Below are 13,547 nucleotides of genomic sequence, written 5' to 3'. Positions count from 1 at the left end.
CAGTTGACTTGGAGCAACTAAGCGTCTATCGTTGACCCAGATCAACTTTCTGACGCAGGAGCTTTCCACTTGACATCCCACACCCCACGCACCTCGAAGACCGCACGCTCCGCACGCGAGGTCTTCACCGCGATCTCCGGCCTCATCGTCGGCATGTTCGTGGCAGTTCTTTCCGGCACCATCGTGTCGACGTCGTTGCCGGTCATCATCGCCGACCTCGGCGGCACCCAATCCCAGTACACCTGGGTCATCACCGCGAGCCTGCTGGCCACGGCGGTCTCCACTCCGATCTGGGGCAAGCTCGCCGATCTGATGGACCGCAAGGTCCTCGTCCAGATCTCGCTCATCCTCTTCACCGCCGGAACCGTGATCGCCGGATTCTCGACCGACACCAACATGCTCATCGCGGTGCGTGTCATCCAGGGCATCGGCGTCGGTGGCCTCATGTCGCTCGTGATGATCGCCGTGGCCCTCATCATCTCGCCTCGCGAGCGCGGCAAGTACATGGGAGTCGTCGGCGGCATCATGGCGCTCGGCACCATCGGGGGCCCGCTCCTGGGCGGACTCATCACCGACACGCTGGGATGGCGCGCCAACTTCTTCGTCGGCGTTCCCTTCGCGGTCGTGGCACTCATCCTCCTGCAGTTCACGCTTCACCTGCCCAAGCCTCAGCGGGGGACCAAGGTCTCGATCGACTACTTCGGGATCGTCCTGCTCGCCGTCGGAGTATCGACACTCCTGATCTGGGTGTCGATGGGCGGCAGTCAGTTCGACTGGGATTCGTCGACCAGCGTGATACTGGCGATCATCGCCGGCCTCGCCATCCTGGCGTTCATCGCGGTCGAATTCTTCGTGAAGGAACCGATCGTTCCGATGTCGCTGTTCCGAAACCGCACGTTCACGCTGTCGGTGATCGCCTCGATCGCCATCGGCGTCTCGATGTTCGCCACATCCGTCTTCCTCGCGCAGTACTTCCAGCTGGCGCGAGGCGCCACGCCGACCGAGTCCGGCCTCATGACGATCCCGATGATCATCGGTCAGATGGGCGCTTCGATCATCATCGGTCAGCTGGTGAGCCGGTTCGGCAAATGGAAGGGCTGGATGATCACGGGGTCCGTGCTCGCGACCATCGGCGTCACCATGATGGCCACGCTGCGCTACGACACGCCCTTCCCGCTCGTCGCCGTTTACATGTTCGTGCTCGGCGCCGGCCTCGGCATGGTCATGCAGAACCTCACCCTGATCGTTCAGAACGACACGCCTCCCACGCAGCTGGGTGCCGCCTCGTCGAACGTCAACTTCTTCCGCACGATCGCCGGCACGATCGGCGTGACGATCATGGGATCCGTGCTGTCGACCAGCGTCGGCACATACATCGCAGGCGGGCTGAAGGGCTTCACTCCCACCACGCCGGACGAGATCGACGCTTTGAAGCACCTCGCATCGGGCGACGTTCCGAACATGTCCGAGCTGCCGCAGGCGATCCGCATCATCGTCGAGTCCGCCTACGGTCACGGCATCGCAGAGGCCTTCATTATCGCGATCCCGCTCGCCGTGCTGTCGATCATCGCGATCGCGTTCATCAGGAACAAGCCGCTGTCGACGAAGAACGCGGCGGAGATGCTGCGTGATCAGGCGGAGGAATCGGCGGTCGAGGTGGCCGAAGCCGAGGTCGGAGCGACGACGTCCACGGGCACGATCCGCATCGGAGGTGGCGAATCCGCGTCACCGGCGACGGGATCCGTGACGGTGCTCGAACGCGAAGATCGCGAGAGCGGGCGCTGACATGACCGCCGCCGACACCGCGGTGCCGACCGGCATCGACGACGCGCTCGCAGAGTTCCAGGGGAACCTGAACTTGATCTTCGCCAGAGCCCGGTCGCTGTGGAAGGAATCCGCGGCGCGGATCCACCCGGAGTTGCAGCCGTCCGGTTACAAGCTGCTGACGTTCATCGCCAGGGCGGGCAGCGCGAATGCACACCAGCTCGCCGACAGCTTCGAGATGGACAAGTCGGTCGTGAGTCGCCAGGTGCGGATGCTGGAGGATCTCGATCTTCTCGAATCTCGTCCTGACGACAGCGATGGGCGGCAGCGTGTGCTCACGGCGACGCCGGCCGCGTGCGAGATACTCGCCGATCTGCGGGGCGCCCACGCTGATCGACTTCGCGGGATACTCTCCGAGCTGACGCCGGAGGAGCTGCAGTCCGCATCGAAGGTCTTCCGCCTTCTCGCCGAGGTGTGATGGACGACCAGGTGACGCCCCGTCGCAGCACCCGTCCTCGGGGTGCTGCTACAGGGCTTCGCCGTACACTGGCGATCATGAGTGCGTCGTCCCCCGAACCTGTGGCGTCCGGCGCCGCAGCATCCGATCCTGAAGCTGACGACCGGACGCTCGAGGGCAGCGAACTCGACCAGGCGGTCAACCGGGTCGAGCATGAGCTGGGTCGGCTGTTCGCGCGCATCCGCGTGAGCTGGCGTGAGGCCGCCGTGACAGTGCACCCGGACCTGCAGCCGCTCGGCTATCAGGTGCTGACTTCGATCGCGAGCGGCAAGGCGACGTCTGCCAGCGCGATCATCGAGAGGCTGCAGACCGACAAGTCGGCCGTGAGTCGCCAGGTGCGCCAGCTGGAGGAACTCGGTCTGGTCGAGAGCGTCCCCGATCCCGAAGACCGGCGCGCGCGTCTGCTGGTCGCGACGGACCTCGCGCAGGAACGCATCGCGATCGCCCGTGCGCGCTATGAAGGGCGCATCGGCGAGCGGCTGCGCGCCTGGTCGCCCGCTGATCTCGATCATTTCGTGGAACTGCTCGGCGCGCTCGGGCGGTGATGTGAGCGGTGAGGAGCGGGTCAGGCGAACTTCACCAGAATCTTCGCCCCGACGCCGCCTCGCAGTGAGTGGATCGCGTCGACGACACCGTTCAGCGGCACCTCGTCGACCCAGCCCGTCGTGTCGTACACGCCTTCGGACATCGCCTTGATGACGGCGTCGAAGTCGTCGGGAAGGTAAGCGAGAGTGCCGGTGATATCGGTCTCCGCCATCACGAGCTGCGTCGGGAGGAACTCCATCGGCCGCTCGTGGATAGCTACGACCACAACCCGTCCGCCTGGCACGAGGCTTGCGAGCGCCGACGTGATCGCCGGCCCGGCGCCTGCCGCATCGAACGCCACGTCGACGCCGTTTCCGCCGCTGATGTCAGACTCACGAAGAACGCCGCGCTCGAGCTCGGCGAGAACGGCATCCGTGTGAACGCGATCTCGCCCGGACTGGTCGCCAGGCCGCTGACCGGCGGCCGTTCATGGCGTGATCTGGCCCTCGGGAACCTCCGCCGGGGCCGGAAGTCGCCGGATCCCGATCCAGGAGACGACGCCGCCCAGTGCCATCAACGCCGCCGTCACCCAGGCGGCGTTGTGGAAGCCATCCAGATCCAGGGTGCCGCCCACGATCGTCGACAGCATGGCGACGACGATGAGGCCGGCGACGCGGGAGATGGCGTTGTTCACGGCGGATGCGATGCCGGAACGGTTCTCGTCGATCGCCCCGAGGACGGCCGAGGTCAACGGTGCGACCGTGAGCGACAGTCCGAGCCCGAGCACGATCATCGACGGGAGCACCTGCCACCAGTAGCTGAAGTCGTGCGCGACGGTGAGAAGGAGAAGCGCGCCGGCGGCCATCAGCAGCGGGCCCACCGTCATGAACAGGCGCGGGCCGAGCTTGCCCGCCCACGCGCCCGCCTGCGAGCTGAGCAGAATCATCAGGATCGTGATCGGCAGGCTCGCGAGCCCCGCGGCGGTCGCGCTGAGTCCCGCGCCCTCCTGCAGATAGACACCGATGACGAACCCGTTGAGGGAGAGTGCGGCGTAGATGAACAGCGTGGCGAGATTGCCCCAGGCGAAGTTGCGGGCGTTGAAGAGCGAGAGCGGCATCAGTGGCGCGGGGGAGCGCGGCTGGCGCATCAGGAAGGCGACGAACAGGGCGACGCCGATCACGCCGGGCAGCCAGATCGCAGGCGACGTCCAGCCGAGGTTGGGCTGCTCGATGAGCGCGAACACCACTGCGCCGAGACCGAATGCGCACAGCATTCCGCTCCACCAGTCCACGCGCGCGCCGCGCGGCTGATCGGGCAGGTGCAGCCGCGCGAGCAGGACCAGTGTGATGCCGATCGGGACGACGTTGATGAGGAACACGAACCGCCATGACAGCAGGTCGACGAACAGTCCGCCGAGAAGCGGGCCGGCGATCTGCGCGCCTGTCGTGAATGCTGTCCACACGCCGATCGCCCGCGACTGCAGCTCGCCACGCATGGTCGCCATGATGAGAGCGAGCGAACTCGGAACGAGCAGGGCTCCTGCGGCACCCTGGAGGGCGCGGGCGATGATGAGTGTAAGGGGTTCCGGTGCCACCGCGACCGCCACGGATGCGATGCCGAAGGCGATGAGGCCGATCCGCATGATGCGCACGCGGCCGTACGCATCCGACAGCGAACCTGCGAGCAGGATGAGGGCGCTGAGCGTGATCAGGTACGCATCGACCACCCACTGCTGAGTCGTGATGCCGCCGCCGAGCTCGTCCCTGATGGCAGGAAGCGCCACGGTGACGACGGTGCCGTCGAGGAAGGTCACGAACGAGGCGAGGACGGCGATGGTGATGACGAGCCGCTGGACGGCGGAGAACGATGACACACGCCGAGAATACGCCCTGGTCGAGCGGCGCGGCCTCGTCGGATGACAATCGATGACACCCATCGACGTCTGCACCCAACAGGATTACGCTGGCCGCAGGCGGGTCTCCTGCCCGCTTCTCGAAGGCGAAGGCCCTGACGAAAGCGGTGCGCGATGGATTCGATGATGATGGGCGCCATGTCGGCTGACATGAAGGCGATGCCAGGGATGGCGACGATGGACATGGCGGTCATGCAGGCGTGCATGGATGCGTGCTCGGCCTGTGAGCAGGCGTGCACGGTGTGCTCTGTGCAGATGATGGACTGCGCCCCGGCGTGCATGAACTGTGCGGATATGTGCAACACCATGATGCGCTCGATGATGCGGATGCAGGGGATGACGCCGGCGGTGATGATGGCGATGCTCGACGCCTGCATCGCGATGTGTCAGATGTGCATGGAGGAGTGCATGGAGCACGCCGCGCACAGTGAGGTCTGCAAGATGTGCGCCCAGTCCTGCAAGGCGTGCATGGAAGCCTGCATGGACATGAAGAACATGATGATGGCTGCCGCCTGACCGCAGTGTCGTTCTGCGACGCGAAGCGTCAGACGGCGACGTTGAACTGCACGCGCCCGACTGCGAGCACGTGGTACCGCGAGTGCAGAGCCACCGGCGTGCCTGTCGGTGCCTCCAGCGCGGCGCCCGACGCGTTCCAGAGCGAGTGCTGACCGCCATCCAGTGCGCGCACTCGTAGCGCGCCGGTGACGGCATCCGCATGCTCGACGATGCCATCGATCCAGTCGCTCGGCGTCGCCGACGCGAGGCGCGCCTGGATCAGGTGCAGCGCATGCCCCGGCGCGAACGAGGAGCACACATCGTCGTGGTCGCACATGCACGCCGCGCGCTCCGTCACCTCGAGGGGTGAAAGGCGGTGCAGCGGGGTGGACACGATGAGCTCCTGATTCTCGGGACTGGTCCAGCAAGAGTAAGTCGAGCGCGCGCTACGGAGAAGCGAGGGCGACACCTGGCGAAACATTGCGGCACGGTGATCGCACATAGTCATGGTGTATCCGCGATGCATCGGCGCCAACCATATACATCTCGGGTCGATCGTGTTGGGCCATTTCGGCGGTCGGATCGGACGCAAGCGGATGTTGGTCGTCTCACTCATCACCATGGGAGCGGCGACCTTCGCCATCGGGCTCTTGCCGACGTATGCTGTGCTCGGCGTCGCATCGCCGCGCAGCCGGGCGTTCCTCGGCAGCTTCCCGCAGGTCGGTCTCGCTCTCGGGCTGACGCTGCCGACGCTGATCTTCACACCGCTGGTGGCACTGCCAATCGACGCGTTCGAGGGTTGGGGCTAGCGAGTGCCCTTCCGGATCAGCGCTGTGCTCATGCTGGTCGCGCAACGAAACGGATGCTCCGACGGAATTGATCCTCATCTTCGGGCCGCGCGGACCGCCCCCTTTCGCGCAGACGGGCAGGGAGACGTTCGGCGTCGAAGCGAACCGCTGACTCGGGCTGCCCGTGCGCACTGGCGTCTGCGCAAGAAGCCAGCTTGAATCTCTGTGGAGGAGAGATGACGACGATCGTGTGGAAAGGCGTGGAGACTGCGTCCAGCGAGTCGTGTCGGATCGAGGAAGGGCCGCGTGGTGTGCTCGTCGAAAGCAGGATCCACGGCGGCGCGGCGGCGTGCTCGTATACGCTGCGCGCAACCGAGGACTGGGAGTTCACCGGCATCGTCGTTCGCGCGGGCGGGCGCGAACTCGATGTTCACCGCACCGATCGGGGGTGGGAAGTCTCAGAAGAAGCGCGCTCCGACCTGCGCGACGCGCGGGAGGTCGACATCTCCGCTTCCCCGTTCAGCAATACTCTGCCCATCCGTCGGCTCCGCCTCGATATCGGTGAGAGCGCCGACATCATCACTGCCTACATCCGGATGCCCGAGCTCGAGGTCACGCCAGACCCGCAGCGCTACACGCGGATCAGCGAGAACGAGTATCTCTACGAGTCGCGCGACTCGGATTTCCGTCGATCGCTCACGGTGGACGTGAATGGCCTGGTCGTCGAGTATCCGGGCTTGTTCACACGCGCAGTGGACGAGCCACCTCTGGCGCCGCAGTAGCTACTGCCCGCGCCGCGACAGCAGCCGCTCGCGCAGCTCGTCCAGACGCACGGCGATGCCGAGGCGGAAGATGCGCCGGTCCTGGTCGATCGACCGCTGCGATTCGCCGGGCGGACCGAGGGCGCCGCCACGAAGGTCACAGCGCTGGACAGCGCGGACACCGTCCTCGCGACCGCCGAGGTGACCTGGGTGTGATCTTCTCGAAGGCGGCCGCCTCACCGAGGTCGATGTGCGGAGAGTGCGTCGGCCATCGCGTCGCGTACGGCGGCGACCGCCGCATTGTCGCGCGAGGACGATCGCGTCGCCGCGAAGATCTCGCGCACGGGGGATCCGGGCAGCTCCACCAGACGTACCGACGCACGATCACCTGTCCACACCAGATCGGGCAGCACGGCCACGGCGTGGCCGGCGGCCACCAGCCGGGTGTGCGCGATGAGGTCGGTGGCCTCGAATCGCACATCGGGTTCGAACCCCGCACCACGGCACTGCTGCACCGACCACCGCCGCACCGCCGTTCCTTCGGGCTCCATCACCCAGGCGCTGTCGCGCAGATCGGTCAAGGCAGTCGCCGTGGACGACGGCGGAACCGCGAGGCGCACAGGATCGCTGCCGAGCAGCGTGCGATCGATCCCGTCCCGAAGCTCACGCGTGTGGCCGCCGTACTGCTCGGCGACCACGAGATCGAACGCTCGGGCCTGCAACTCGAACAGCCCCTCCTCGGGAGCCATCTGCACCATTTCGACGCGCAGCTGCGGCATCCGAGCGGCCAGCAGCGTGAGCGCGGGCGGAACCAGCGCCTCGGCGGCCGTCGGCATCACCGCGATCCGCACTCGTTCCTCGGCCCGCACGCTCGTCGAGAGCTCGGCGCGGGCGGCCTCATCGAGCTCCAGAGCGCGCGCCGCGTGCGCGGCGAGCAGGCGCCCTTGCATCGTGAGTCTGACGCGCCTACCGTCGGGTTCGAGCAACGGCACCCCCGCCTCACGTTCGAGCTGGGCGAGTTGTTGGGACACGGTCGACGGGCTGTAGGCGAGCGCCGCGGCGACGTCAGAGATCGTGCCGCGCAGCGCCAACTCGTGCAGCAGACGCAGTCGTCGCAGCTCGAACATGGAGCGCCTCACATTCATCGAGAGAATCGAACATTATCAATCGTAAACGCTCGCTTTTCACGAATGATACCGCGACTCCACACTGAGACGAGAAGGTGCGGCACGATCGCTGAGGTGGCCGCCGCACGCTGGAGTGAGGAGACCCGATGACTGACGTGACATCTGCCCCGACGGGGCAGGCCCCTACCGAGCACGCCGAGCTCGCAGAACTCGCCGACGACGCGATCGCGCTCGTGCAGCGCTGGCTGGTCGAGAGCCGCGAGGTGCCGACGGATACGTCCGCCGCACGTCTGGCCGGTGTGCTCAGCGATCCGAACGGGCTCGACTTCACCGTCGGCTTCGTCGACGGGGTGGTGCGGCCCGAGGATCTGAAGGTCGCCGCGCACAACCTGCGCGATCTGGTTCCGCTCACCCCGAAGTTCCTTCCTGTGGCGCTGCGCGGACTCATCCGCCTCGGCGGTGCGCTCGCGCCGGCCTTCCCCGGCATCGTCGTGCCGATCAGCCGCCGCGTGCTGCGCGGCATGGTGCGGCACCTGATCGTCGACGCGACCGATGCCAAGCTCGGCAAGGCGATCCGTCGCATCCGCGCCGACGAGGGCGTGCATCTGAACATCAACCTCCTGGGCGAGGCGATCCTCGGCGAGGACGAGGCCGCACGGCGTCTGGCGGGAACTCGCCGACTCCTCGAACGCGACGACGTCGACTACGTCTCGATCAAAGTGTCCTCGACGGTCGCCCCGCACACGCCCTGGGCGTTCGACGAAGCCGTCGAGCATGCGGCTGAGGCACTCATCCCGCTCTTCCGCATCGCGAAGACCCGCGGCGGCAAGTTCATCAACCTCGACATGGAGGAGTTCAAAGACCTCGACCTCACGATCGCCGTCTTCACCTCGATCCTGGACCGCGAGGAGTTCCGCGGTCTCGAGGCCGGCATCGTGCTGCAGGCCTACCTGCCGGATGCGCTCGGCTCCATGATCCGGCTGCAGGAGTGGTCTGCCGAGCGCGTGGCGGCCGGCGGAGCGCCGATCAAGGTTCGCGTCGTGAAGGGCGCCAACCTACCGATGGAGCGCGTGGACGCCGAGACCCACGACTGGCCGCTCGCGACCTGGGACAGCAAGCAGGCCTCTGACGCGTCGTACAAGGCCGTGCTCGACTACGCGCTGCGCCCGGAGCGTGTGAAGAACGTGCGCATCGGCATCGCCGGTCACAACCTGTTCGACATCGCTCTCGCCTGGCTGCTCGCGAATCGACGGGGGATCGTCTCGGCGGGCACGGCGACCAAGAGCATCGAGTTCGAGATGCTGCTGGGCATGGCAACCGCCCAGGCGAGCGTCGTGCGGCGCACCGTCGGCTCATTGCTGCTGTACACGCCCGTCGTGCACCCGGCCGAGTTCGACGTCGCGATCGCCTATCTGATCCGCCGGCTGGAAGAGGGCGCGTCGACGGAGAACTTCATGTCGGCCGTGTTCGAACTCGACGACGAGCCAGCGCTGTTCGCGCGTGAGCGCGACCGCTTCCTGGCATCGATCCAGTCGATGCCCACCGACGTCCCTGTGTCGAACCGCATCCAGGACCGCACCGTCGAGCAGCCCGCTGCCGCACGTGATTCCTTCACGAACACCCCTGACACCGACCCGAGCCTGGCGGCGAACCGCGCCTGGGGCGACAGCATCCGCTCCCGCATGCAGTCGTCGGCCCTCGGCGACGAGACGGTCAAGGCGAACACGCTGTCGGATGCCGGCGCCCTCGAGAAGGTCATCGCCACGGCCGCAGCGGCCGGTGAGAGCTGGGGGGCGCTCGGCGCCGCGGGGCGGGCGGAGATCCTGCATCGCGCGGGCGACATCCTCCAGGCGCGACGCGCCGAGCTGCTCGAGGTCATGGGCTCCGAGTGCGGCAAGGTGCTCGAACAGGGCGACCCCGAGGTGTCTGAGGCCATCGACTTCGCGCACTACTACGCCGAGAGTGCGAAGCGCATCGAAGCCATCGAGGGCGCGACCCACAAGCCGGTCGGACTCACCGTCGTCACGCCACCATGGAACTTCCCGGTGGCCATCCCCGCCGGCTCCACGCTGTCCGCGCTCGCTGCAGGCTCCGCGGTGATCATCAAGCCCGCGCGTCAGGCCCGCCGCTCCGGCGCCGTCATGATCGAGGCCCTGTGGGAGGCCGGAGTGCCGCGTGACGTGCTGCAGTACGTGCAGCTCGACGGGCGTGAGCTCGGCACGCAGCTCATCAGCAGTCCTGCCGTTGAGCGCGTCATCCTCACCGGCGGCTACGAGACGGCGGAGCTGTTCCGCAGCTTCCGCCCCGATCTGCCGCTGCTGGCCGAGACGAGCGGCAAGAACGCCATCATCGTCACCCCGAGCGCCGATCTCGACCTCGCCGCGAAGGACGTCGCGTATTCCGCGTTCGGACACGCAGGTCAGAAGTGCTCCGCCGCATCTCTCGTCATCCTCGTCGGATCCGTGGCGCGCAGCGAGCGGTTCCGCCGCCAGCTCATCGACGCGGTCGGTTCCTATCGAGTCGGCCAGCCGTGGGAGGGCTCAACGCGAATCGGGCCTCTGATCGGTCCGGCCGAAGGCAAGCTGCTGCACGCGCTCACCACTCTCGAGCCGGGCGAGAGCTGGGTCATCGAGCCCAAGAAGCTCGATGAAGACGGTGCACTTTGGCGTCCGGGCATCCGCGAGGGTGTCGTCGCAGGCAGCCCGTTCCACCTCACCGAGTACTTCGGTCCGGTACTCGGCGTCATGACGGCGAACTCGCTCGACGAGGCGACCGCTATGGTCAATGCGATCGACTACGGCCTCACCAGCGGTCTGCACTCGCTCGACGACGAAGAGATCGCGCAGTGGCTCGCGACCGTGCAGGCCGGCAACCTCTACGTCAACCGCGGCACCACCGGCGCGATCGTGCAGCGCCAGCCGTTCGGAGGTTGGAAGAAGGCCGCTGTCGGTACAGGCACCATGGCCGGTGGCCCGAGCTACCTGATCGGACTGTCGGACTGGGATGATGCGCTGGTCACCGCTGATGCACCGAAGGATGCCGTCTCCCGCGCCGCGCTCGAGGCCCTCGAAAAGGCGAAGGATGCTCTCGCGAAGGCGACGGATCCAGAGGCTGATGCCGCCTGGCTGCAGGGCGCTCTCTCGACCGATGTCGCCGCCTGGCGCGACGAATTCGGCGCTGTGCGCGACGTCACAGCTCTCACCACTGAGCAGAACGCGCTGCGCTACGACGTCGTCCCTGTGACGATCCGCCTGGAGCAGGCGAGCGTCGCCGAGGCGGTCCGTGTGATCGCGGCCGGACTCCGCGCAGGCGGCCGCATCAACATCAGCGCGGCAACCGCGCTTCCGGCTTCGGTCACGCGTTGGGCCGAGATGGCCGGCGTCGTCATTGCCGTGGAGGACGCATCGCGGTGGGCCGCCCGCGCGGCACGCCTCGCCGAGAGTGGCGGCGGTCGTATCCGCCTGGTCGGCGGCGATCTTCTAGCCACAGCCGCGGCCACCGGCGGCTCGCCGGCGGTCGCCGTATACGCGGGACCTGTGCTCTCGGCCGGCAGGATCGAGTTGCTGCCGCACCTGCGAGAGCAGGCTGTGTCCATCTCGTCCCACCGTTTCGGTACCCCGCACCGTCACGACATCGCAGCGCTCACCGCGCAGTCTGCCTGAGGAGACCGCTGATGAGGCGAACCCGATCTGCATAGGAGTCGCGCTGGCCTCGCCGGGTGCGACGCACGGGTGTAAACTCGCCGGGTGCTGTTCTCGATGAGCGTCCTGAGGGCGCGGAAGGCGGTTGCAGGCGCGTTCAGCGCCGGCGGCAGAGGCTGAGTGCGAGCCGGAGGCGGAACCCCCGTCGCCGGTGACTCGTCATACCCGGCATCCATCTGACGGATGCCGTGACCTTCTCACCTCACTTCAGAAAGCAGTTCCTTCATGCGCCCCATCGACGAGCGCGCCATCCGCGCCTCCTTCATCAACGCCTCCCGCAAAGAGGTCTCGTCTCTGTCCCTCCCGCAGGGGTTCGCCGAGATCGACTTCGACCGGATCGACTACCTCGGCTGGTCCGACCCCAAATTCCCTCGGCGTGCATATGTCGTCGCTGAAGTCGACGACGTCCTCACCGGGGTCCTCCTGCAACAAGCCGAACAGCGCGTCCTCGCGCGTGCCCAGTGCTCGTGGTGCGAGGACGTCACCCTGCGCCATGACGTGCAGTTCTACTCTGCGCGCAAGGCGGGGGCTGCCGGTCGAAAGGGCGACACGATCGGCACGCTGGTCTGCGCGGAGTTCGGCTGTTCGCAGGGCGTGCGACGGCTGCCGCCGCTCGCCTACGAGGGCTTCGACCGTGAGACGGCACGCGAACTGCGCATCCTCCGTCTGCAGGAGAACGTGAGCGGGTTCCTCAGCGGCGTCGCCGACTGACCGGCTCTCCCGCTCAAGATCCGAGCGCATCGCGAACGGCCAGCACGCCGCTGAGCACCTCCACGTGCGAGGTGCTCAGCGGCGACAGGCCGAGACGGATGCCGTCGGGAAAGCGGAAGTCCGGAATCACCCCGTCCGGCCACAGCGTCTTCGTCACCTCGGCGAAGTCCGGATGGCCGATCGTCACGTGGCCGCCGCGATTCTCGGCGTCGCGCGGGCTCAGCAGGCGAACGTCGAGTGGTGCGAGCACGTCGTCGAACGCCCGCACGGCGAACTCGGTGAGGGTCTTCGACTTCTCGCGCACGCCGTCGATCGTCGCGGTTTCGATCAGATCGAGCATGCCCTGCATCGCCAGCATCCCGAGCACCGGCGGCGTGCCGCTGATGAACTGCCGGATGCCGTCGGCCGGCGCATACTCGGACTTCATGGCGAACACGTCCCCCGCGCCCATCCAGCCCTGGATGGGCTGGCGCAGCACGCCGTGATGGCGCGCATTGACGTAGGCGAAGGCGGGGGAGCCGGGCCCGCCGTTCAGATACTTGTAGGTGCAGCCGACCGCGAGGTCGACGCCGCAGGCGTCGAGTTCGACCGGGATCACGCCGACGGAGTGGCACAGGTCCCACAGCATCAGGGCTCCCGCCCCGACTCCGCCACTTGCACTGTGCACGGCATCCGTGATCGCCTTCATGTCGGCCAGTGCGCCGGAGCGGTAGTCGACGTGACTGAGCACGACGAGCGCGGTCCGCTCGGAGACCGCTGCGGCGACATCCTCGAGCTGCACCCCGTGCACGGGATCAGCGGTGAGCCAGCGCACCGTCATGCCGCGTTCTGCGGCGACGCCCTCGGCGACGAACCGGTCGGTGGGGAAGTTGCCCTCCTCGATGAGGATCTCCGTACGGTCCGGAGATGCCGCGACCGCTGCGCGCATGAGCTTGTACAGCAGCACGGTGGTCGAGTCGGCCACGACCGTCTGTCCGGCGGCAGCGCCGATGGCGACTCGCCCGATGCGGTCGCCGAGCTCGGTCGGCAGGTCCATCCACTGCTCGTCCCAGGAGCGGATGAGCCGCGTGCCCCAGTCGTCGCGGACGAACTCCGCGAGACGCTCGGGGAGCGATCGCAGCGGCCGCCCGAGGGAGTTGCCGTCGAGGTAGGCGGTGACGCCAGGAGCGTCGACGAACTCATCCAGGTGGGCGGCGAGAGGATCGCGAGCGTCGAGGCCCTGAGCTTCGGCGAGGAGATCAGTCAT

Annotated in this window: 13 protein-coding genes and 1 pseudogene; 9 read left to right on the top strand and 5 right to left on the bottom strand. The window is 67.2% G+C overall.

Translation table 11 applies throughout. The annotated features are described in order from the left end of the window. Positions 1-69 precede the first annotated feature (69 nt). The 3 genes from HDC95_RS06280 (at position 70) to HDC95_RS06270 (ending at position 2,826) form a co-directional block, all read left to right on the top strand. Positions 70-1,785, top strand: coding sequence for an MDR family MFS transporter (locus HDC95_RS06280; RefSeq protein ID WP_259062436.1), 1,716 nt, complete (start codon positions 70-72; stop codon positions 1,783-1,785). Between the two features lies 1 nt (position 1,786). Further along, positions 1,787-2,242 carry a MarR family winged helix-turn-helix transcriptional regulator gene (locus tag HDC95_RS06275; protein WP_259062435.1) on the top strand — a complete coding sequence of 152 codons (456 nt, stop codon included), beginning with the start codon at positions 1,787-1,789 and terminating at the stop codon, positions 2,240-2,242. A gap of 77 nt (positions 2,243-2,319) precedes the next feature. Further along, a complete protein-coding gene (locus tag HDC95_RS06270) occupies positions 2,320-2,826 on the top strand; it encodes a MarR family winged helix-turn-helix transcriptional regulator (protein ID WP_259062434.1) in 507 nt (168 codons plus the stop codon). A gap of 20 nt (positions 2,827-2,846) precedes the next feature. Here the strand turns inward: HDC95_RS06270 and HDC95_RS06265 are convergent, their stop codons facing one another. Continuing rightward, the gene (locus HDC95_RS06265; RefSeq protein WP_259062837.1) at positions 2,847-3,191 is read right to left on the bottom strand and encodes a zinc-binding dehydrogenase; all 345 of its coding nucleotides are present in this window, start codon (positions 3,189-3,191) and stop codon (positions 2,847-2,849) included. Between HDC95_RS06265 and HDC95_RS06260 the strand changes: the two are divergent. After that, positions 3,156-3,278: pseudogene (locus tag HDC95_RS06260) on the top strand (SDR family oxidoreductase); the annotation flags it as partial. The gene HDC95_RS06265 and the pseudogene HDC95_RS06260 sit on opposite strands and share 36 nt — an antisense overlap. A gap of 15 nt (positions 3,279-3,293) precedes the next feature. Here the strand turns inward: HDC95_RS06260 and HDC95_RS06255 are convergent. Continuing rightward, positions 3,294-4,679 carry an MFS transporter gene (locus HDC95_RS06255; protein ID WP_259062433.1) on the bottom strand — a complete coding sequence of 462 codons (1,386 nt, stop codon included), beginning with the start codon at positions 4,677-4,679 and terminating at the stop codon, positions 3,294-3,296. A gap of 153 nt (positions 4,680-4,832) precedes the next feature. Here HDC95_RS06255 and HDC95_RS06250 point away from each other — a divergent pair, with 153 nt between their 5' ends. Next, a complete protein-coding gene (locus HDC95_RS06250) occupies positions 4,833-5,234 on the top strand; it encodes a hypothetical protein (RefSeq protein ID WP_259062432.1) in 402 nt (133 codons plus the stop codon). A gap of 28 nt (positions 5,235-5,262) precedes the next feature. Here HDC95_RS06250 and HDC95_RS06245 read toward each other — a convergent pair whose 3' ends face one another. Continuing rightward, entirely contained in the window at positions 5,263-5,607 is a 345-nt protein-coding gene (locus tag HDC95_RS06245; RefSeq protein ID WP_259062431.1) for a hypothetical protein, read from the bottom strand. Positions 5,608-5,719: 112 nt separating this feature from the next. Here HDC95_RS06245 and HDC95_RS06240 point away from each other — a divergent pair, with 112 nt between their 5' ends. Then, on the top strand, positions 5,720-6,022 hold the full coding sequence (locus tag HDC95_RS06240) for a hypothetical protein (RefSeq protein WP_259062430.1): 303 nt from the start codon (positions 5,720-5,722) through the stop codon (positions 6,020-6,022). 215 nt (positions 6,023-6,237) lie between these two features. Further along, positions 6,238-6,783: a putative glycolipid-binding domain-containing protein gene (locus tag HDC95_RS06235; RefSeq protein ID WP_259062429.1), complete on the top strand. Its 546-nt coding sequence runs from the start codon at positions 6,238-6,240 to the stop codon at positions 6,781-6,783. 215 nt (positions 6,784-6,998) lie between these two features. Here the strand turns inward: HDC95_RS06235 and HDC95_RS06230 are convergent, their stop codons facing one another. Further along, a complete protein-coding gene (locus tag HDC95_RS06230; protein WP_259062428.1) occupies positions 6,999-7,889 on the bottom strand; it encodes a LysR family transcriptional regulator in 891 nt (296 codons plus the stop codon). 146 nt (positions 7,890-8,035) lie between these two features. Between HDC95_RS06230 and HDC95_RS06225 the strand changes: the two genes are divergently transcribed. Continuing rightward, a complete protein-coding gene (locus HDC95_RS06225) occupies positions 8,036-11,551 on the top strand; it encodes a bifunctional proline dehydrogenase/L-glutamate gamma-semialdehyde dehydrogenase (protein WP_259062427.1) in 3,516 nt (1,171 codons plus the stop codon). Between the two features lie 264 nt (positions 11,552-11,815). Next, positions 11,816-12,301 (top strand): FBP domain-containing protein, encoded by a 486-nt coding sequence (locus HDC95_RS06220; RefSeq protein WP_259062426.1) that lies wholly within the window; start codon positions 11,816-11,818, stop codon positions 12,299-12,301. A gap of 13 nt (positions 12,302-12,314) precedes the next feature. Here the strand turns inward: HDC95_RS06220 and HDC95_RS06215 are convergent, their stop codons facing one another. Continuing rightward, positions 12,315-13,547, bottom strand: a complete 1,233-nt coding sequence (locus HDC95_RS06215; RefSeq protein ID WP_259062425.1) for a kynureninase — start codon at positions 13,545-13,547, stop codon at positions 12,315-12,317.

Origin of the sequence: Microbacterium sp. AK031 (assembly GCF_024807145.1) — a bacterium.
GTDB lineage: Bacteria > Actinomycetota > Actinomycetes > Actinomycetales > Microbacteriaceae > Microbacterium.
This window is presented reverse-complemented; position numbering and strand designations above follow the sequence as displayed.

Bases quoted from the DNA above. Each gene is read 5' to 3' on its own strand.
- HDC95_RS06275 (WP_259062435.1), top strand. From the start codon at position 1,787: ATGACCGCCGCCGACACCGCGGTGCCGACCGGCATCGACGACGCGCTC.
- HDC95_RS06270 (WP_259062434.1), top strand. From the start codon at position 2,320: ATGAGTGCGTCGTCCCCCGAACCTGTGGCGTCCGGCGCCGCAGCATCC.
- HDC95_RS06250 (WP_259062432.1), top strand. From the start codon at position 4,833: ATGGATTCGATGATGATGGGCGCCATGTCGGCTGACATGAAGGCGATG.
- HDC95_RS06240 (WP_259062430.1), top strand. From the start codon at position 5,720: ATGGTGTATCCGCGATGCATCGGCGCCAACCATATACATCTCGGGTCG.
- HDC95_RS06235 (WP_259062429.1), top strand. From the start codon at position 6,238: ATGACGACGATCGTGTGGAAAGGCGTGGAGACTGCGTCCAGCGAGTCG.
- HDC95_RS06230 (WP_259062428.1), bottom strand. From the start codon at position 7,889: ATGTTCGAGCTGCGACGACTGCGTCTGCTGCACGAGTTGGCGCTGCGC.
- HDC95_RS06225 (WP_259062427.1), top strand. From the start codon at position 8,036: ATGACTGACGTGACATCTGCCCCGACGGGGCAGGCCCCTACCGAGCAC.
- HDC95_RS06220 (WP_259062426.1), top strand. From the start codon at position 11,816: ATGCGCCCCATCGACGAGCGCGCCATCCGCGCCTCCTTCATCAACGCC.
- HDC95_RS06215 (WP_259062425.1), bottom strand. From the start codon at position 13,547: ATGACTGATCTCCTCGCCGAAGCTCAGGGCCTCGACGCTCGCGATCCT.